General features: G+C 44.8%; 14 protein-coding genes and 1 pseudogene (1 of these 15 running past the window's edge). 7 read left to right on the top strand and 8 right to left on the bottom strand.

What is annotated here, in order from left to right; all coding sequences use genetic code 11:
* Nucleotides 1–80: 80 nt before the first annotated feature.
* From A2048_02175 to A2048_02160, 4 genes are all read right to left on the bottom strand, one after another.
* Nucleotides 81–1,100 (bottom strand): hypothetical protein, encoded by a 1,020-nt coding sequence (locus A2048_02175; protein OGP10724.1) that lies wholly within the window; start codon nucleotides 1,098–1,100, stop codon nucleotides 81–83.
* The gene (locus A2048_02170) at nucleotides 1,097–1,819 is read right to left on the bottom strand and encodes a hypothetical protein (GenBank protein OGP10723.1); all 723 of its coding nucleotides are present in this window, start codon (nucleotides 1,817–1,819) and stop codon (nucleotides 1,097–1,099) included. The genes A2048_02175 and A2048_02170 overlap by 4 nt, the downstream gene beginning before the upstream one ends.
* A gap of 17 nt (nucleotides 1,820–1,836) precedes the next feature.
* A complete protein-coding gene (locus tag A2048_02165) occupies nucleotides 1,837–3,702 on the bottom strand; it encodes an ABC transporter ATP-binding protein (GenBank protein OGP10722.1) in 1,866 nt (621 codons plus the stop codon).
* 217 nt (nucleotides 3,703–3,919) lie between these two features.
* Nucleotides 3,920–5,467 carry a hypothetical protein gene (locus A2048_02160; GenBank protein OGP10721.1) on the bottom strand — a complete coding sequence of 516 codons (1,548 nt, stop codon included), beginning with the start codon at nucleotides 5,465–5,467 and terminating at the stop codon, nucleotides 3,920–3,922.
* A 1-nt stretch (nucleotide 5,468) separates the two neighbouring features.
* Here A2048_02160 and A2048_02155 point away from each other — a divergent pair, with 1 nt between their 5' ends.
* The 4 genes from A2048_02155 to A2048_02140 all read left to right on the top strand — a co-directional run bounded on the left by A2048_02155 (nucleotide 5,469) and on the right by A2048_02140 (nucleotide 9,698).
* Entirely contained in the window at nucleotides 5,469–7,352 is a 1,884-nt protein-coding gene (locus A2048_02155) for a hypothetical protein (protein ID OGP10720.1), read from the top strand.
* 56 nt (nucleotides 7,353–7,408) lie between these two features.
* Nucleotides 7,409–7,684, top strand: a complete 276-nt coding sequence (locus tag A2048_02150; protein ID OGP10719.1) for a hypothetical protein — start codon at nucleotides 7,409–7,411, stop codon at nucleotides 7,682–7,684.
* Nucleotides 7,681–8,559 carry a hypothetical protein gene (locus A2048_02145; protein OGP10718.1) on the top strand — a complete coding sequence of 293 codons (879 nt, stop codon included), beginning with the start codon at nucleotides 7,681–7,683 and terminating at the stop codon, nucleotides 8,557–8,559. The genes A2048_02150 and A2048_02145 overlap by 4 nt, the downstream gene beginning before the upstream one ends.
* Before the next feature lie 146 nt (nucleotides 8,560–8,705).
* Entirely contained in the window at nucleotides 8,706–9,698 is a 993-nt protein-coding gene (locus A2048_02140; protein ID OGP10735.1) for a methionine sulfoxide reductase, read from the top strand.
* On the opposite strand, the gene A2048_02135 is transcribed toward A2048_02140, so the two are convergent.
* Nucleotides 9,699–10,028, bottom strand: coding sequence for a hypothetical protein (locus A2048_02135; GenBank protein OGP10717.1), 330 nt, complete (start codon nucleotides 10,026–10,028; stop codon nucleotides 9,699–9,701).
* Between the two features lie 255 nt (nucleotides 10,029–10,283).
* Between A2048_02135 and A2048_02130 the strand changes: the two genes are divergently transcribed.
* Nucleotides 10,284–10,736 (top strand): hypothetical protein, encoded by a 453-nt coding sequence (locus A2048_02130; GenBank protein OGP10734.1) that lies wholly within the window; start codon nucleotides 10,284–10,286, stop codon nucleotides 10,734–10,736.
* A 21-nt stretch (nucleotides 10,737–10,757) separates the two neighbouring features.
* Here A2048_02130 and A2048_02125 read toward each other — a convergent pair whose 3' ends face one another.
* Nucleotides 10,758–11,189, bottom strand: a complete 432-nt coding sequence (locus A2048_02125) for a tRNA-specific adenosine deaminase (GenBank protein ID OGP10733.1) — start codon at nucleotides 11,187–11,189, stop codon at nucleotides 10,758–10,760.
* A gap of 352 nt (nucleotides 11,190–11,541) precedes the next feature.
* Between A2048_02125 and A2048_02120 the strand changes: the two genes are divergently transcribed.
* Entirely contained in the window at nucleotides 11,542–13,716 is a 2,175-nt protein-coding gene (locus A2048_02120; GenBank protein OGP10716.1) for a hypothetical protein, read from the top strand.
* Nucleotides 13,716–18,245: a hypothetical protein gene (locus A2048_02115; GenBank protein OGP10715.1), complete on the top strand. Its 4,530-nt coding sequence runs from the start codon at nucleotides 13,716–13,718 to the stop codon at nucleotides 18,243–18,245. Before A2048_02120 ends, A2048_02115 begins: the two co-directional genes overlap by 1 nt.
* Here the strand turns inward: A2048_02115 and A2048_02110 are convergent.
* A complete protein-coding gene (locus tag A2048_02110; protein OGP10714.1) occupies nucleotides 18,242–20,155 on the bottom strand; it encodes a hypothetical protein in 1,914 nt (637 codons plus the stop codon). The genes A2048_02115 and A2048_02110 overlap by 4 nt on opposite strands.
* Nucleotides 20,152–20,970 (bottom strand): annotated as a pseudogene (locus tag A2048_02105) (hypothetical protein) (it continues 368 nt past the right edge of the window). The gene A2048_02110 and the pseudogene A2048_02105 overlap by 4 nt, the downstream one beginning before the upstream one ends.

Raw genomic sequence — 20,970 nt, 5'->3', positions numbered from 1 at the left:
CTTTTGGTGGTCCTCATAACATCGTCATCGAAAAGGAACAATAGTAAAAAGTGGCAAAAAATCATGACGAAAATCATGATTCATTCAGGCAAAAGGCCAAGGCCCAGATTCAGGATTTTCTGCACAAGCTCAGGATAGGATAATCCGGCTTTTTGGGCCGAAAGGGCAAAATCTTCGTCCTTGGCAATGAAGGGGTTTGGGTTAGCTTCAATGATGACGACCTCGTTTTGGGGAGTAAGGCGCAAATCAAGACGGCCATACCCGCACATCGAAAGGTGGCGGTAGGCATTTTTGCAAACGGTTTCAATTTTTTCAGCAACACCTGAAGCTAAGGATTTGACGAAATAATTTTTAATGCCCCAACGCTTTCGGTAGTTTTCATCCCATTTGGCTTTGAAAGTGGCAAATTTGGGCTCTTCGCTTGGAACTTCGCCAAAAATCATTTCTCGGTAAGGAAACACCTGAAGACGTTGGTTCCCCAAAACACTGACATAAATTTCTCGACCTTCCACATATTCTTCGGCAAGGGCATCCTGATTGAGTGATTGGTGAATGAACCCAACACGTTCTTTGTAGGCGGTGTGATCTGTGACCAGTGATTTTTGGGAGATGCCGTAAGAAGCTTCTTCCTTAAGTGGTTTAATCAGAATGGGGTATTTGAGTTTTTTGGGAAGGCTGATGCGTGAAGCCTTTGGGATCACCTTAAAGGCCGGGGTCTTGATGCGATGGTAGGACAAAATTTGTTTGGCCAGAGCCTTGTTTTTACAAAGCATCAGGCTTGGCGGGGAAGCTCCTGTGTAGCGGATTTTTAGAAGTTCATACAGGCCAACAATATTGCGGTCATACCAGGTTTTACCATCGAACCATTCAACAAGATTGAAAATGATGTCGGGCTTTTGTTTTGAAACAGCTTCAAAAAGAGGAGAGAGCTTGTCAAAAATACCGACTGTAAAGACGTGGTGTCCCAGCTCTTTGATTGTTTCAATAATGTGCGACTCGGTTTTCCAGGCCTCGGTTTTGAGCTCCGCTTCAAAATTTTGATCGGCAGGAGGGGAGCCAGCCGTGTCAAAAATAACAAGGACGTTGAGTTGTTTGTTCATAGTTGTTTTTTGTGATCGCCATCCCTTTTGTTTCGCAGGCGGTAATAGGTTTTAAGCTTTATTCTCAATTTTTTTGCTTCACAATAAGGTTTGTTTGAGATCCGTACGGGCTTTTTATTGGCGACAGAATCGAAAAATTTGTCGATAAATTCAAGCTTTTTAAGCGCTCCCGAATTTTTGTAAATCTTTTTCCAATTTGATTTTGGAGTGAGCCATACAGCAAAGGTTTCGGCAAAGTCTTCATCACGATCCGTTTGGGCATAGTTGTCTGGGAGATGTTTTACAAAATTTTTATTGTGAGGATTGGGCCTAAAGTTTTTTCTGGGAGAAAAAAGTTTCCCAAAAATTTGATGGAACTCCTTTTTTCTGTGGATGGCATAAGCGTAAAAAAGGGCATGACCTGCTTCATGGCGGAGCAGTTTGAGGCACTCGCTAGGATGGCCCCCCTCAACTTCTTTCATCATTTTCATTTCTATTTTATTAAGGCGAGGATGAGCTAAATAAAAGGGAATGCCAATAAGGGTGTCGCTTTCTGGCACAAACCATTCATCGGCCAGAAAACAGGGAGGGCGGAAAATAATTCTTTTTGATTTGAGCTCTTTGTAAAGTTTTTGGATGCAGGTTTTAAGATAGTTTTTGTTGATAGAAAGTTTAAGGTCGCAAATTTTTGTTTCCAACAAGTTCTCATCTGAGATTTTCTTCCAGAAGGATTTTGTCATAAAGGAGGCCTCAGATCTTATTCTAATTCTTTCAAGAGAGCATCATATTTTTGAGTTTGATCCTGTAGTTTCTTGGAATTCATTTCCAGTCGGCCAAATTTTTCATCAATTTGTTTCTGGGTGTTTTTTAAGGTTTGCGAAAGACTGATGAAGGCATTTGTGTTTTTTTCTTGGGAGGCCTTGATGAGGTCATTGTTTGTTTCTTCAACTATTTTTTCCAGGGAGCATATTTCCTTTTCCAGAGATTCTATTTCCGTGTTGAGGGGGGTTAAGGCCTTTGAACGCTCGGAAATAATATCGGATCTCTGTTTGCGTCGGTCTTTCTTGTTGGATTCAAGAGGGGCTTCCGGTTTTTTAGGATTGGAAGAGGGTGTTTTTGTTTTGCTGGATTTGCCCCCTTCTTCTTCCCATCCAATTTTTTCAAGGAAATCGTCGTAATTGCCATTAAATACTTCTGCAATCCCATGATGGAAGACAACAAGTTTGGTGGCCACACGTCTTAAAATTTCTTCACTGTGAGTGACGACTACCGAAGCGCCGTCAAAGTTTTCGATGGCTTCAATAAGCGTTTCGATGGATTCCATGTCCAGGTGGTTGGTGGGCTCATCCAAAAAAAGAAGATTTGAAGGCTGGGCCAAAATTTTACCCAGCATCACGCGGCTTTTTTCACCCCCTGAGAGGTTTGAAATCTTTTTTTCGGCAAGTTCCCCGCTAAACATCATGATGCCGCAAATGCCCCTTACCTGTGTCCGCCCAAGGCTTGTATTGGCCTGGGTTATTTCTTCTTCAACGGTTATTTTGAGATTAAGCCGGTTGATATTGGTTTGTCCAAAATAGCCAAGCTTTGTGTCTGGATGGCTGGTGACGTCGCCATTGTTTGGCTTCAGTTCGCCGGCTAAAAGATTAAGGAGTGTGGACTTGCCCTTGCCATTTTTCCCAATGATGGCCACGCGGTCTTTGGAGCTGATGGTTAAGCTTAAATCGTTGATGAGAAAATTTTCTGAATCAAACGAAAAACTTAAGTTTGAAACTTCCATCATTGTTTTGGCAACAAAAGGAGAATAGTGGAATTGGAAATCGAGATCCTGGACGTTGGATAACTCCTGGAGTTTGGGAAGCTTGTCCAACATTTTTACCCGTGACTGGACCATGGCCGCTCTATTGGCCTGAGCACGGAAGCGATTGATAAAAGCCTCGGCATGCTTGCGCTGTTTTTCCTGGTTGATACGGGTTTTTTCGTAGGTTTCTTCTTCTTGTTCGATAAGGGCATAGAGCTTTTCAGTGGGCCCCTCAATTTTTTTTATCTTTTGTCTGTGAATGAGAGCCGTGTGTGTCGTGACGGAATCCAAAAATTCCCTGTCGTGCGAGATGATGATCAGCTCGTTTTTCCACGCCCTTAAGAAACGGGTTATCCAGCGTATTGATATGATGTCGAGATAGTTTGTGGGTTCATCGAGCAAAAGCAGATTCGGGTTTGAAACAAGTACTTTGGCCAAATTGAGCCTGATTTGAAAACCTCCTGAAAACTCGGAAGGGGATTTTGCCATGTCCTCTTCGGTAAAGCCCAGGCCTGAGAGAATGGTTTGGGCCTTGTAATGGTCGTATTCTTCTTCGGGAAGAAGCCCTAAGCAGGCTTCTTCCAAAACGGTGGGTTTGGAAAAGTGAAGATGTTGCGCCAAATGGCCGATGCGGTAGTTTTTGGGTGTGGTGATGGTTCCGGAGTCGGGTTTTGCTTCACCAAGAATCATGCGAAAAATGGTCGACTTTCCGTATCCATTGCGCCCCACAAGCCCCAAGCGTTCGCCAGAAGACATTTTAAGAGAGGCATTTTCAAACAGCACCTGCGGGCCGAATGATTTTGTTAAGTCAAAAATGGAGAGCATAGTTTTATACTACTTCCCCCTTTATCCCCTACGCTCGTTGGCTTCGGGGACGCGCCTTGCCGGGTCAAAACCCTGTGGCTTGCCACGGAATTTTGGGTCCAGGGCTTGCCCTGGGGTTCATACCGTTGATCCCGCTACGCGGTGATAAAGGGGGAAAGAATAAGTTTGGCTGGGATAAAGGAAGTGTTGCCGATTTGCAAATAAAATTCTGTTCCGTTTAGGTAAATTTTTGGATCCACGCCAGGGCGGCATTAATGCCATCCACGGCGGCACTGGTGATTCCGCCGGCATATCCAGGCCCTTCACCGCAGGGAAACAAGCCTTCCGTGCTGACACTTTCCATGGTTTCCGAGTGTCGCGGAATGCGCACAGGGGATGAAGTGCGTGATTCAACGGCATGCAGAAGAGCTTTAGGATGATTAAACCCTTTACGTTTTTTATCAAAACCAAGAAGCCCCTGGCACAAATAATTATATATTTCTGGCGGAAGAAGTTTGGATAAATCACTGGCAATGACACCGGAAGGGCAGCTTGATTTTACGGTGATGGATGCTTTTCTTCCTTCCAGAAAATCTTCCAGATGCTGGGCCGGAATGGCGTGGGAGGGGCCTTCTACTTGGCTGGCTTCGTACATTTTTTTTTCAATACCTCGTTGAAAATGCATCACTTTAAACGGGTTCTCTCCGGGAATTTTTTCATGATCGATGCTGCAGACGACCGCTGCATTGGCCCAGGGCGAATTGCGATGATAATTGCTCATGCCATTGACGACAACTGTTCCCGGATCGGTCGTGCTTGAAATGACATAGCCCCCCGGACACATACAAAAAGTGTAAACACCCACTTCTTCACGGGCCCAATGATGGGTAAGTTTATATTGGGCCGGGTCAAGATTTTCCAAGGGGGTTTTTCCGTACTGCCATTCATTAATATAACCTTGAGGGTGCTCAATTCTTAACCCGAGGGCAAATGATTTGGGTTCAAACTGGACCCCATCGTTTTTAAGAGTTTCAAAAAAACGGCCGGCGCTATGGCCACAGGCCAGGATGAGCCCGGTTCCTTCAATGCATTCTCCATTGGCCAGATAGAGGCCTTCCACCTTTTTATTTTTTATGTGCAAGCGCTCGACACGGGTTGAAAATCTTAAATCTCCTCCTTTGGCCATCAGGTCATCACTCATTTTCCGGATGACTTCGCGGATCAGATTACTTCCCACATGGGGATTGTAGGCATAGGTAATTTCGGGGGGAGCCCCATAATTGACAAAGGCCCGCATCACCTGGGATATGTAGGGGCTTTTGATGCGCGTGATGAGTTTGCCGTCACTGAAAGTGCCGGCCCCCCCTTCACCATTGCAGACATTGCTGTTTTCATCCAAAAGTCCCTGTCTCCAATAGAGGCTTATTTTGCGCATGCGATCATAGGTTCTCATTCCCCGTTCCAAAAGAATGGGTCGTATGCCATGTTCCAACAAAGTCCATGCGGCAAAAAGCCCCGCAGGACCGGCCCCAATGATCAGGGGAGGGGGCCCTGTCCATTTTAAGAGGGGAAAAGGTTCTTCAAGATTTTTTGGGCTTTCCCCTTGCAGATACACTTCCAATGAATAAACCCAGTAAAAATGATTTCTCTTGCGGGCATCCAGGCTCCGTTTGAGGATGCGAATGTTTGAAATGTCTTTGGCATCAACACCCAAATGCCCTGCGACAAGTAAATTGAGGTTGGGATCTTTTTGATAGGGGATACGAAAGGATTGAAGCTGTTTCATAATGTTGTTTCTTGGACAAGGTTTTTCTTGTACACTCTTTCCCCAAGTGGCCTCTTTTTCCAATCAAAAAATTGAAAAGTCTTTTTGGGTCTGGTTTTTTTCTTCCCTGGCAGTTCCTTCTTTTTTGATGATTCTCTATTTTTTTCTACCTACAACGGCAGGGGCCTGGATTCATTTTTTGGAACACAAGATTTTTGATATTCAATTTACACAATTTTCCCGTCCCATCCAACCGGACCCTTCCGTGGTGATTGTGGCTATTAATGATGTTTCCCTAAAAGAAATGGAACCCGAACTTGGCCGTTGGCCGTGGTCGCGCCGCACCATGGGAGAGATCGTTCAATACCTAAATCAACTTGGTGTGCGCACCGTGGGGATCGATGTTCTTTATCCAGAACACAATTTAAACGATCCCACAGGGGATGATTTTTTTGTGGCCCAGGTACGTGAGGCCAAAAATGTGATTTTGGCGGCTGATTTCCCTGGCCATGGCCCGGCCCTGTTTCCCTTTCCTGATTTATTGCAGGCTGCAAGGGATATTGGGGGTATTCATTTAAGTGAGGACCCTGATGGAACAACCCGTCGGTACCAACTTTGGTATCATTGGCAGGAGAAGGTTTATCCCGGTTTTTCATGGGCGGTGGCTTCCCAGTTTGTAGGCGAGAGTGTTTTAAAAAATCAGATGCCCTCCTTTATCCAAGAGGCAATGCCCCTGAACTGGTATGGCCCTAACGGCGCTTTTAGATATGTGGATGTTTCCAAGCTTTTAAAGGCAAGAACCCAGTTTTTGGCAAACGATGAAAATCAAAAACTTCATCAAGCGGCAGCCGCTTTGTTTAAAGATAAAATAGTTTTGATTGGGGTTACCGGAGCAGGGCTTTTTGATTTGAGGGTGACGACTTTCTCTTCGGTTTATCCAGGAGTAGAGGTCAATGCCACGGCTGTTTCTAATTTATTAAGGGCTCATTTTATTCGTCCGGTTCCATCCGCCCTGGTTATTATTTATGTGTTTGTACTTTCGGCGATTACAGCTTTGCTGCTTTCCAGGATTAAATCCTCATTGTGGGATTTTTTGGCGGCATTGCTCCTTTTGCTCTGTGTCTTTGCGATAGGGGCTCTATCCTTTCATTTTCTTTCATTGGCTTTTCCCATGGCCCTGCCGCTTTTAAGTGTGTTTTTTGTTTCGGCGGGAAACATGATCTGGAATTATTTTACCGAAGGGCGGGAGAAAAGATTCATACGCAATGCTTTTTCAAAGTACATGAATGAAGAAGTTTTAAAAGAACTTCTTAAAGACCCAAAAAATCTTGAGTTGGGGGGAGAAAACAAGGAACTCACCATTTTATTTTCTGACATTCGGGGTTTTACGGCATTTTCGGAAAAATTAAGGCCGGATGAGGTTGTTTCACTTTTAAATGAATATCTCACAAGCATGGTGGACATTGTTTTTGAATATGGAGGAACGCTGGATAAATTTATCGGGGATGCTGTCATGGCCTTTTGGGGGGCTCCTCTTAAGACCTGTGACCATGCTCGAAGTGCCGTGCAGGCGGCCTTGGCCATGACGAGAAAAGTTTCTGAATTGCGTGCAAAATGGAAGGCTGAAGGCCGACCCGAGCTTCGTATCGGCATTGGAATCAATACAGGGGTTGTGACCGTTGGAAATATAGGCTCTGTGCGTTCTCAAAGCTATACGGTGATTGGTGATGAAGTCAATCTGGCCTCAAGGCTGGAATCATTGAATAAAGAGTTTCACACTGAATTGATTGTCAGTGAATCCAGTTATTTAAGGCTCCCTGAAAAAGAGAGGGAGAGATTTTGTGATTTGGGAGAAGTTAAAGTGAAGGGGAAAGAAAAAGCGGTCAGGATTTATGGGGTTCAGTAATTTATTCTTGTCAGATATTTAAATTTTCATGTACTCTCTTTTAACTTATGAAAAAAATGACTAAACCACTTTTTGCTTCTTTATCTGTTTTTGCTCTTCTTTCGGGCTTAAGCATAAATGCAATGGCTCAGGACGAAGATGGACTTTCCTCTTCAGGTTCATCCCAGGTTTCTGGCACGGCAGGAGTTCGCGGAGGCGATGTGATGGGGCGGGCTCTCTTAAAAGCTTATCCCAATTATAGCGCTGTTTCCAAAATGGAAAATCGCCATGTTTCTAAAGATCAGCTCAATCAATTTCAAAAACAGGGGAAACTGGGGAGGGATTCACAATGAGTTCATGCAATTTAAAAAAAGTTATTTGTCTTGGTAGTTTGTTTTTTATGACCAGTTTTTTGGTTCGTCCAGCCTTTGCAGGATTTTTGGGTTTGGATAAGGTGGTTAATGTTGGTGAAAAAGTCGTCAAAGCGCAAGCAGCCCCTGAGCCTGATGAAGCCACCATGGGGAGGGACTTGGCAGCCCTTGTTCTGGGAGCTTTTCCTCCCGCCGGTTCGGAAGCATTAAATCAATATGTCAGCAAGGTGGGCTTGACAGTCGCCCAGGTTAGTTCACGGCCCAATGTCAATTACCATTTTCAGGTGGTTGATGCTCGTGATGCTCAGGGGAATATGATTGTAAATGCTTTTTCATGCCCCGGTGGTTATATTTTTGTGACTCGCGGTTTATTAAGCCAGCTTAAATCCGAAGCTGAATTGGCCGGCGTGTTGGGTCACGAAATAGCCCATGTTGCCGACAAACATGCCCTTAAAGCCATCAAAAAAAGTCAAACAACAGCCGCGCTAACAGAAGCGGGGGCTGATATTGCGGCAGATCAAGCCGGTGTAGGCGGGGGGCTTATCAAAAAGATTGGTCCTGTTTTTGTGAATCATCTTTTTGAAAAAGGTTTTGATCGTGCTGATGAATACAAGGCGGATGCGGCGGCTATCCAATATGCCGCCAAGGCAGGGTATGATCCAAAGGCTTTTATTAGTTTTTTGAACCTTCTTAAAAACCAGGAAGGGGGGCGTAATTATAGCACCATTATGCGTACCCATCCCAAACCGCAGGACCGTATTGATCGTCTCCAAAGCCTTATGGCCAGCAAAAATCTTGGTTCAGGCACCAAACAAATATTGGCCAATCGTTGGCAGGCCAATGCGAGTGGCTCCTGATTCTTAAAAGCCCCTTAGAACTAAGGGGAATCTGGTCCGTTTTAATGCAAATGGTTTCCTTTCGTTTTTTTTCTCAAAAAAATATTTTTATTTTCAGAGTATGTTTTCTTCTATTCCTATGGGGAAGGGAAGAAGGCATGGCAGGCATGCAAACAGATAAGTCTTCAACCATTCAAAAAGCCGTTTTTGCCGGAGGATGTTTTTGGTGCATGGAACCCCCCTTTGAAAAATTAGAGGGTGTTTTAGAAGTGGTATCCGGATATACCGGGGGCCATAAAGAAAATCCCACCTATGAAGAGGTCTGTTCTGGGAAAACAGGGCATTTGGAAGCCATCCAGGTAACCTACGATGCTTCTAAAGTGAGTTTTAGCCAAGTTTTGGAAATATTTTGGCAAAATGTTGATCCCACTGATGATGGGGGACAGTTTGTTGATCGTGGGTCCCAGTATCGTACGGGTATTTATTACAATAATGAAGAAGAACGTGTTCTGGCTGAAGAATCCAAAAAACAATTGATGAGTACGAAACGGTTTGCCAAACCCATTGTTACGGGGATTTATCCATTCAAAAAATTCTATCCGGCTGAAGGGTATCATCAAAACTATTACAAAACCAATAGCATGCATTACAAAATGTACCGTTTAGGTTCAGGACGAGATGATTTTTTCAGGTCTCTTTCCAGGGAGGAAATTGTGAATCAATATCGCAAGCCAAACGATGCTGAACTCAAAAAAAGCTTAACTCCGGAACAGTATCACGTGACCCAAAAAGAAGGGACGGAACCGCCTTTTGCCAATGAGTACTGGAATAATCACCGGAAAGGAATTTACGTGGATGTGGTTACGGGGGAGCCCTTGTTTAGCTCGACTGACAAATTTGATTCAGGGACGGGTTGGCCCAGTTTTACCAAACCCATTGATTCAAGCCTGGTTTCCGAAAAGACGGACACTCAATATGGGATGCGTCGTACCGAGGTACGGAGTAAAACCGGGGATTCTCATTTAGGCCATGTTTTTAACGATGGGCCTGGTCCTGAAGGGATGCGTTTTTGTATCAATTCAGCCTCCCTTCGCTTTATTCCCAAGGAAGACTTGGAAAAAGAAGGCTATGGGGGATATAAAAAACTTTTTGAGAAATAATCATCTAAATAAACACAGATACTCAGCAATGCCGTTTTCCACACTTATTTCAAAAGATGAGTTTCCCGGTACTTCGATCGCCTGATCGGCTGCATAGGATTCCCATTTGTTTTCACCTTTTAGTTTTATTTTACAAGTACCTGCCGTAATCATCATGCATTCAGGAGCCCCCGTGTTGAAAGAATAGACCCCCGGATAGATAAGCCCGATGGTTTTTTTGGAACCATCTTTTTCAAGAAGGGTGTGGCTAACTACTTTTCCATCAAAATAAATATTGGCTTTAAGTTGAACGCTTACTTGATCTAACTGTTTGGGAAAGGGTGTTGTCATGGTTTTTCCTTTTTTTATTGTGAATAAATTCTTTGGTGGGTCCTAAAAATCAAAATGGATGCTTAAGGTCAAATAGTTTTTATGATTTAAATCATCATTTTCGGTTGCTTTTTTGACAGTAATAAACATAAGTATCAAAAAATTATGAACCAATCAGCCATCGCTTTAAAAAAAGTGTATCCGACGTTTAATACCGAGTTTCTCACTTTTTTCAAAAAAATTGAAATTTCAACAGCTCAAAACAATCTTTTGGAATTGGAACCTAAACTCGGGGAGCATGTTACCGATTTTGATTTTTTTCATATTAATGATTTGACTGAAAATCTCTTTGACTGGATCGAAGAAAGTGGTGTGCAAGAAGGCTCGATCACAGTTCAGTCCTTGCACACAACCTGTGTTGTGGCGGTGAATGAACTGGATGAACCCTGCCTTTTGGGCGATATCAACAAGTTTATGAGGGAATCCATCCCTCGCACCAAGCCCTATCTTCATAATAGTTCCATTCGCACCAAAAATCTTTGTGAGTCTGATACAAAGTGTGATCGAAATGCGGATTCCCACATGAAGTCCTTCCTTTTTGGAAACCATTCCCAATCCATTATTGTGCACGAAGGAAAGCCTGTTTTGGGTGAGTGGCAACGTTTATGTTTTATTGATTTGGATGGCCCGAGAACCCGTAATATTGCCATTTCCGTGGTGGGTGTTTAATCGGATCCAGCTGATTTTGTTTTAAACGCCTATATCTTCATTCCACAATTCCGGATGAGCCTTGATAAAATTGCGCATCAAGGTAATGGCTTCAGGCACATTCATGTTGATCACTTCCACACCTCTTTTTAAAAGCAGATCTTCACCCCCTCGAAAAGTGGTATTTTCGGCCATTACCACGCGTGGAATTTTAATGGTGCCAGTGCACATGTCACAAGGGGAGAGGGTGGTGTAAAGTGTGGCGCGTTGGTAGTCTTTGGCCTTAAGTCTTCCGGCATTTTGCAAGCAATCCATTTCTCCATGAAGAATGGGGTTGCCACTTTGCACACGACGATTATGTCCCCGCCCCACAATTTTTTCATTGATGGTGAGTACACTTCCAATAGGAATGCCACCTTCCTTCAAGCCTTGGAAGGCTTCATCAAGTGCGGCTTTCATAAACATCGTATCCATGGAAGTCATGAGCATAGTTTAACTTCATCGGAGAAAACTGCCAATTGTTTTGATGAGGGGGGTACTTCACTCTTTTAGATGTATTTTTTATTTTGAAACCTTGGCAGCATCCAATGGAGTATTTTGGGTTCTAATTTCCAGGAGCAGTTGTTATTCTTGAAGAAGCGGCATGTTTTCTTGATGAAAGGGGCAAAACAGAGGGAAGATCTGGCCCACTCACTCAAGAAACAGGATTTGGTTTGGATCAAGCGGGAGAGGATTTGAGAAAAAGCACGTGTCAGCTTTTATCCCTTGACCCCCATCTTTTTTTGATCTAGACCCCGAGGCATCCCCTAAAAATTTTTCTACTCACATGAAAATTTCAAAAATAAAAGTCGGCCTCTTTCTTGCATTTGGCGTGATGATTTTTTCTGTGGCTAAAGCGGATGATTTTGGACGCTATGACATCACTCAGTATGGGGCAAAATCCACAGATTTTTGGGAGCATGCCTATTATTCAAATGCAGCTTGTGGATCCTCAGGAATTTGTACCCATACTGGTAACGATTACAATTTGGATGGAGGCATCAATGCCGGCGTTCCCGTCCCTTTTTATGGTTTTGGCCGTGTGAGTTCCTTAGGAGACTGCGGCCGCCTAACACTAAAAAATTTATTAACCAGTGGCGAAAGCCTTTCAGCCATCATTTTTCACTTAAGACAAAGGGATGTAGAGGCTGACGACTATATTGTTCCGTATCAATTGATCGGAAAAGAAGGAGGAGAATGTGTTGGAGGTAATGCATATTCTCATCTCCACTTAGAATTTGTTGGTAGTAATCAAGAAATTAGTAACTGGGTGGGTGATGATGAGGCTTGTCCGGGGGATGGTTGTCTCAATAATGAAAGAAATCTCAATTATAGGATTGATGCCCTAGATCCCTATTATGTCATCAACTCCACCCAAGAGCCCGGGATCGCTTCCAATGGGAGAATTTGGTACAGCCCTGACGCCATTGCTATTGGTTCTGATGAGACTCCTAGTTATGGTGAGCTATTGCCCTATGTTTCAATATCGGCAAACCCTTCTGTTGATCAATACACCGTGTATGGCCGAAGCGGCGCCTCTTTATATGGTTCGTTAACATTCAATAGAGTTAACTCGGCCAATTTCAGTAAAACAGGTATTTTTGTTCGTCAAGGAACCGACCGTGAAAATACGGTTGAATTGGCAGCCAACCTGCAATGGCTCTTCTCCAACGATAATGTGGATATCGGCAACACATCATTGAATGGGAATAATTCGGGTTATACTCTTGGCCAGACCTATCTTTTTTATCCATGGGTGCAAAAAACGGCCGGCAGTTCGGTTGAAGGTTACCCCGTGATGGTTCAGTTTATCGGCGCCAACGATGTCATTGTTGATAACGATCAGTTAAATACAGCTCCTTACGAATATTCATCAACGTTCTCTGACGATGCAAACAGCAATAATGTTCCAGGCTACTATCTCACAGCCAAATTGATCCAAGGGACCAACTCAACATCGGTCAAGTGGAAGCCGGGCGTTAACGGAAGATACAGGATCTCCGTTTATGTTCCCGGAGGAGCTACAGCCACGAATTTACAATACAGCATCAGTAGCGATGGTAACGCAGGAAATCTCGTTGCCTCCAATGCCATCAATCAGAGCGTCAATAATAACAATTGGGTTCAAATAACCGACAACAATGGTGTAAATCTCACGGTACAGGGTTATGTAGAATTGAATTTGGCATCGGCATTTAATGCCGCCTCCATTACCGGGGACATGTGGGTGGGTTTTGACGCGGTGAAGTTTGAAAACATTGATGGAGCCGGTATAAGCGACCAAAATTCGGGAGAACAATGTCCAAATTTTCATGATGTCACTCCTCAGGAATGGTATTGGCCCTACATTACCAGATTAGCGACGGACGGGATTATAAACGGTTATCTCGATGGGAACTTTAGACCTAATAATCAGATCAATCGTGCCGAATTTCTAGCTATTCTTCTAAAAACAGCTTTTCCTAATTTTGATTTCGACAGCTATCAGCCACAAGCTCCCTTTTTTCAGGACATCCCCTACGATGATGATGATGATCCCGATAAAATCCCCTGGTACTTGAAAAAGGTTTACTACGCACGAGATCAGCAAATTGTAAAAGGTTACGCAGAAGGAACCGCCTGCGATGGATCAAACGACCCAGGGCGAATTTATTTTTGTCCGGCAAACCCCATCAATAGAGCCGAAGCCAGTAAAATGATCGTCAATACATTTGGCTTAGAACCCTATGAGGTTGGGGACAAAAATTTATTCAGTGATGTCGTGTTCGGAAGTGATTGGTTTTATTCCTCTGTCTACGCTTGCGCACTTCGTGAGGATGAAAGCGGGGAGTTGGATCCCATTGTGGAAGGCTATCCCAATGGAACCTTTGGGCCTGGCCAGATTATTACCCGGGCGGAAGCCGCCAAGATGATCTGCATTGCTGAGAATGGCAAGGCTGGTTGTAATGCCACCTGTCAATAATGATGTCAAACAAGTCACTCCATAGGTTAGTTTTTATTCTCACTTTCGGGTGGCTGGGCTGGGGCCTAGCTTCACCAGCTTTAGCAGCGCTTGCAAGGCCCCAATTGTCTAGCCCGGCTAATAATGCCGTCAATCAATCAAAAACAGTGAGGTTGGATTGGAATAATGTAGGTGGAGCCACTGTTTACCGTGTTTTTGTCGCCCCTGACCGAAATACCCTCAGCAATTTAGATAACGTGACACGGATTTGTAATGGATGCGTCATCAATGAAACTCCCAATGTGAGCTTTTATGATGTTCCCAATGGAAGGCTACGTGGAGGAACAACTTATTATTGGATGGTCCGTGCGGGTTCTCCAAACGATGGAAGCCCTAATTCGCTCATTTGGAGTTTTACAACGGGAACCATCACCAATGTGAGGCCTTCCAATGGCGACTATACCATTGGTGGACAGATGACAGCGACATGGTCTTACAATGCCGCTCCTGCCAACAACGGGATGATCATTTCCATCAAGAGAGATTGGTGTAATGCAAATCCTTGTAACGCAGGCGATAAAAATTGGCGTCGGCTAGCTGTAGGCACATCCAATGATGGAACGCAAACTGTCACCATCGATGCCGATGTGAATCCTGCCAACGACTGGCGCGCTTATGTCGCTGATTCCGTAGACAATGTCACCTTTGCTGCCGCCCCAGGAACCATTAACCTTCGAAGAATAATCACCAACGTCCAACCCACAAACGGCACTTATAATGTTGGTACGCAAATGACGGTAACATGGTCTTACAATGCCGCTCCTGCAAATAACCCGATGGTCATTTCCATTAAAAGAGACTCCTGTATCGTGAATGGCAATGAGACGTGCAATGTTGGGGATGCCAACTGGAGACGGCTTGCTGCAGGCACATCCAATGATGGAACACAGACCGTGAACATAGATGCCAATATCAATCCAGCCAACAACTGGCGCGTTTATGTCGCTGACTCAAACGATGGATCCGTCTTTGCGGCGGCCCAAGGTACGATCACCATTAATCGAAGACCCATCACCAATGTTCAACCATCCGGTGGCCAATATGCTCTTGGCGCGCAAATGACAGTCACATGGTCCTATCCCGATGCTCCTGCAAACAACCCGATGGTCATTTCCATTAAAAGAGACTCCTGCATCGTGAATGGCAATGAGACATGCAACGCCGGTGATGCCAATTGGAAACGGCTTGCTGTAGGCACATCCAATGATGGAACACAGACCGTGAACATAGATGCCAATATCAATCCAGCCAATGATTGGCGCGTTTATGTCGCTGATTCAAACAATCCGGTCATGGTTACGGCCGCTCAAGGAACTATCAATCTCATCCAAAGAATCATCACCAATATCCAGCCCACAAATGGCACTTACAATGTGGGCGGGCAAATGACGGTAACATGGTCTTACAATGCTGCTCCTGCAAACAACCCGATGGTCATTTCCATTAAAAGAGACTCCTGTATCGTGAATGGCAATGAGACATGCAACGCCGGTGATGCCAACTGGAGACGGCTTGCTGTAGGCACATCCAATGATGGAACGCAAACTGTCACCATCGATGCCGATGTGAATCTTTCCGATGATTGGCGTGTTTATCTTGCAGATTCAAACGATAATTCGACCTTTGCGGCGGCGGCTGGGACAATCAATCTCCTCCGATGGAGAATTACCAATATACGACCGAGAAGCGGATCGTTCATCCTTGGAGGACCAGTTACGGTCAGTTGGTCCTACAGAAACGCCCCTCCCAATATCCCCATGCTCATCTCCATCAAGCGGGATTCATGCGTTGTCGATGAAAGGGATAATTGTAATCCAGGAGATAGAAATTGGAGAAGGCTTGCCATCGTAACGCCCAACGATGGGGTTGAAGTTTTAGCGATTGATGCGGATGTGAATCCAGCCAATGACTGGCGATTTTATGTTGTCGATTCCAATAACCCCTCGACGGTTGCTGCAGCTTTGGGCACCGTGACCATTGCAGAGGGACAAGCTAATGCCCGGGGTCAACGATGTATTGGTCATAACTATGAACAAAGACCGCCAGTTAACGGGGTAAGGCCTCCTTCACTGCGAGTCATACCTGATGCAACGGAGGTCAATGAAGGGAATACGGTAGCAATCACAGCCAACGCCTTTGTGGACGAAGCAAACGGCGGCCGCGCCTTCTTTTACTGGTGTACGGATAAGGGATGGTTTTTGCCGGACCCCAATTCTTTGGACAATCGCCGCGTCATTTTTATAGCCCCCAATGTGACCGGAGGTGATGCCACAGCGAGAATTCGGGTCAGAGTCGGAGATACCTTGGGGTACATCGATCAAAAAACAATTTCCTTAACAATAAGAGATGTTGTTGTGAGCGACCCTGCTGATCCTTCTCCGAGAGTGAGCATTGCCAATCCTGGCATAGTGATGACCGAGGAGCCTTATCGCATTTCTTTTAATGTGAGTGATCTTAATGCCCGTGGCGAAGACTCCACAGCTCAACTCACGACCGATTTGTATCTAATCGACAATGGGGTTCAAATCCCCATTGTGAGGGGCCTCGGCGGCGATGTCAGCTCCTTCACATGGATGCCTTTCCGACCTTCCACTTATCAATTAAGAATTGTCACCACCGATGGAAATTCAACGGCCACGGCAACAACAAATAATTTCAATGTCATTCAATCCTATTCAATAGAGGGATATGTCATCGCCTTGGATGGCTCTCCTATTTCGAATGTGGCGGTTACCCTTAATGGTCAAATTACAGTTTTGACGGATTCCTCAGGTTATTACAGGGTGGACCTTCCGGCGGGAGGCCAATATTCCACCATCGCCCGCAAAACGGGTTTCTATTTTGGTGATCCCATCGCAGCCGTTGTGGGAGCCAACGATCCCCACGTTCGAGTGGATATCCGCGAAGTTCTCGCCCCTGATTCGGACGGCGACGGCATTCCTGATGCCAATGATAATTGCCCCGAAAATAGCAATCCCGATCAGACTGATATCGATGCGGATGGTTTGGGAAATGCCTGCGATAATGATGATGATAATGATGGCGTTCCTAACAACGAGGATGCCTTCCCAAATGATCCCAATGAATCAGCGGATACGGATGGAGATGGAGTGGGAGATCGAGGGGATAATTGCCCTCTGCTCGCTAATCCACAACAATCTAACTTTGATAACGACGGGCAAGGGGACCTGTGCGATGCTGATGATGACGGCGATGGGATTGGCGACGGAAGTGATTTGTGCCCTCTCACTCCAGCAGGAGATGAAACCAGTCCTGTAGGTTGCGGACCCAACCAGAACGCGTGCGCCTCCTTGGTTGACATTGCAGGCCACCGTTTTGAGAGTGAGATTTGTGCCTTGGTAAATGCAGGGCATTGGCCGATCAAGGTGGGCCAGACAAAATTCAGACCGGATGATTTAGTCACGCTTAAAGAGGAAATCGATACTCTCATTAATGCCGGCGGATTCCGGGAAACTGCCTTGGCCTTTGAAGGCGGATTTTGTGAGAATGATCCCATCATGTCCTTTGCCATTAATCGGAGGATTCTCAAAGCGGGGGCCTGTCCCAACCCTGAGGCCAAACGAACCCGAGCCGGATTGATCGTGGAGTCAGGACGCGCCATGTATAAGCAAGGCCAGGAAGAAGCCATTCACTTTGGTAATTTAAGTCAATTTTATAATGGGCCGGATATTGCGGGGCTAGCGGTACCCTATGGTATTTCAAGTACCTATTTCAAAGTAGCCTTCATGTTGGATGCGCTGGTAGATTGGAATGAGAACATGGATCCCGCAGTCAGCGTTTATGGGAAACAAACAGTATCAAAGGGTGAATCGGCCTTGATCATTTATCGAATGCTGGAACTTGGCAATGACGAGGAGGAAATCGACATTCCTGAGCATGTCCCTCTTTTGAACCACGCTCAACAAACTGCCCAGTGGCCTTTGGATTATGATGTGGATCGTCCCATGGGCCGGGGTGATTTGGTGGGTTTGGGGATGCGCTTGATGAGGGAGGAGGGTTGTCTGGAATATGACGAGGCCCCGGCTAATCCATTTTCCAACATACCCGATGACTATCCCTACATTGCCGATCTCAATGAAGCCGCCTTACAGGGGGTCATCCGGGAGGGTGAAGGTTTTTCAAGTGGTGAACCTGGAACATGGGTCTATCGGATTGACTCCATTTTTGATCGAAGGGCCGGGGCCATTTGGTTGTACAGAATTTTAAGGGAAGCATGGCAAGCTGGATTATGTCCCGATAAACTCGACTGCTGGCAAATTTACTCGGCAAACAAAAATGAGGTATTTTTTGCGGAAGACGACATTTTAGCGAGAAGATTCGCCTATCAAGCTGTTTGCGATTATGTTTTGGGGGGGCTTCCATTGGCAAGAGTTGGTTTGGACGGTTTGATTGACACCGATTTTGAAGCAGTGGCCGAAGCAGAAGAAACTTTGGTTACTATTTATCGAATGCTTCAGGTTGAACCCTAAGAATTATTTTCGTTGATAATCACCCCCGATAAAATATCTTGCCTACCCTTTGATTGATGAATGGACAAGGAAACCAGACTTAAGGCCAAAGCCAAAGCGGCAATGTCAAAATTGTAAAGAATTAACCCTGAAAAACTTAAAGCGAAAGCCAAGTCCGCCATCGATTTTTTGGATAGGGCGAGGCTGATACAAGCTAAAATCAAGGAAACTCTCCCGAAAAATTGCAGATAGATGAAGTAACCTATTTCATCCCGTATTTCGCACAGGAAATGAGTTTGAATGGCACATATTTCCACAAGGGATGCCGACTCCATTAATTGTTTTCGAATCAGTAAACTTGCAAAAATTACCACGACAGATCCCAAGCATAAAACGAAAGGGGGTTTTTTGAAAAAATCGCGTGGCCTGAGAATTCTTAGAGTGGGAATCAGGCATACGACGATCCAGCCAATTGCTTGCAAGTTGTAGAAAGTTTCGTTCCATAAAGTAATTAAGGAAGAAACAAAAAGAGCTTGAAGTAAAAGTTTCCAGGAAGAAGCTTTGGGATCATTCCATATCAAACACAAAAGAGAAGGAATTAAAAAGACGGCCGTCGGAAAACTTCGATAGCGCCCATCAAAGACAAACCCCAGCGAAGTAACAACAAGCAAAAGAAGAGTGCATAGCTTCAAGGCATTAAGAATGGCTGTATAGCGATGAGAGATTTGTTTTTTAAGTAAAAGAGGGACTCCCGCAAAAAAACATAGAGATGACAGGATGAAGAGGAGGGTTGCCCAAAAATATTCCATGCCATTGCGAAGAATGAGATGGTTATCGTAGAGCTGATATAAAAAAGATGTTGTGAATGCAAAACACCAAACGGCAATTTGGATTAATTGGAGGGTGCCTGAAAAATGGCAGAATGCGATGAGAATAAAAATCATGGAAAGAATGAGGGCACTTAAAAGAAACCATTTTTGATAATTGATAAACGAAACGGGCCCTTCAAAAACACCCTTTTCTAAGCGCGTTTCGTTATAAAGTCCCCAATATCCACCCACGGCTCCCTCATTATTTCGCTTCCAGGGTTGGTCGAAGGCTTCGATTAAATTGTAATCCCATCCTTTTCCCTTGGCCAAGGCCACAAAACCACGGACGTAACGGGCTTGATTTATAGGGGATGCAAAGGCGGCTTCACGCGGCCTTCCCCAACTTGGCCATCCGGTTTCTCCGATCAAAATTTTATTTTGTGGAAATTTACTCTGAAGTTTTTTGTAAATTTTTTCCACGTGGTTCATGGCGCCTTCAATGCCAACAGGGTCATCCTCCCAATAAGGCAGGATGTGGATCGTTACAAAATCAACATGAGGGGCCAGTTGGCTATATTTTAACCAAAACTCCCAAACATCGGCATAGGTTACGGGGATGGAGGGAAGTTTTGCTTTCACTTCATTGATATATTCAATGAGAAGGGTGGGAGGAACCTCCTTGCGAAGGAGGGTTTCATTGCCGACAATGATGGCTTTGATGGTTTCCGGATATTTTTTGGCTAATTCTATTGCTGTTGAAATTTCTCTTTTGGTGTCTATGGGGTTGGCGTTCACCCAAATTCCCAACATGAGTTTCATTCCCAATTTTTCAGCGGCATAAGGGACATATTCCAGGCCACCAACAGAGTAAGTGCGTACACAATCAAAGCGCCCAGAAAGTATTTTTAAATCATCTTCGATTCTCTTGTCAGGAATGACAACCCCCCATGTCCAAGGCCCTTCGTCATTGATGAAGGGAGTGTAAGAAACACATTGGAGTCGTTGATCTGGAGAGATTTCTGGTTCGGGAATGGTTTGGGGTTTTTCTAAAAAGAAAAAAACTAATACGAAGGCAGAAAACGCACAGAAAATGGCCAACATTTTAAAAAAGAACATTTTCATTGAGAACGCACCTTCAAAAGCCACTCCATGATTTTCTTTTCATAGCCTATTCCATCCGGTTCGTAATATTTTTTGTCTTTGAGTCGATCAGGCAGATGTTGCTGGATGACGATATGGTCTTTTCTGTCATGAGCATACTGATAATTTTTTCCGTAGCCCATTTCCTTCATCATTTTTGTGGGGGCGTTTCGTAAATGCATGGGAACAGGAAGAGGGCCGTAAGTATGCACATCGGCTTTTGCTTTTTTGTAGCCTGCGTATGAGGCATTACTTTTTGGGGAGCTAGCCAAGTAACTAGCGCACTGAGCTAAAGGGATCCATCCTTCAGGCATGCCCACAAAGTCAAAGGCCTGCATGCAGGAGATGGCTACGTTTATGGCATCAGGGTTGGCGTTTCCGATATCTTCGCTTGCAAAAATAACCATGCGTCGGGCGACAAAAAGCGGTTCTTCACCGGCTTCCAACATGCGTGCCAAGTAATAGAGGGCGGCATCGGGATCGGAGCCACGCATGCTTTTGATGAAAGCAGAAATAACATTGTAGTGTTCTTCACCAGACTTGTCGTAATGAAGGGCCCTCTTGTCGAATATTTTTTCGACATCAGCTAGTTCGATGATTTGCCCCGGCTTGCTTAAAGTGGCAATCGTTTCCAGGGTGTTCAATAGAAATCTCGCGTCGCCTCGGGATGTTTCACATAAAAATTTTCGGGCTTCCAAAGAAAGTTTTAAATTCAATGATCCAAGCCCATGCTCTGCATCATTTAAAGCTCGTTCAATCAGCTTGTCCAGGCCTTGCTCGGCAAGCGGATTTAAAGT

The organism is Deltaproteobacteria bacterium GWA2_45_12, from assembly GCA_001797365.1.
GTDB lineage: Bacteria > UBA10199 > UBA10199 > UBA10199 > UBA10199 > UBA10199.
Note: the sequence above shows the minus strand (reverse complement) of the source record. Positions and strands in the feature narration are given on the sequence as shown.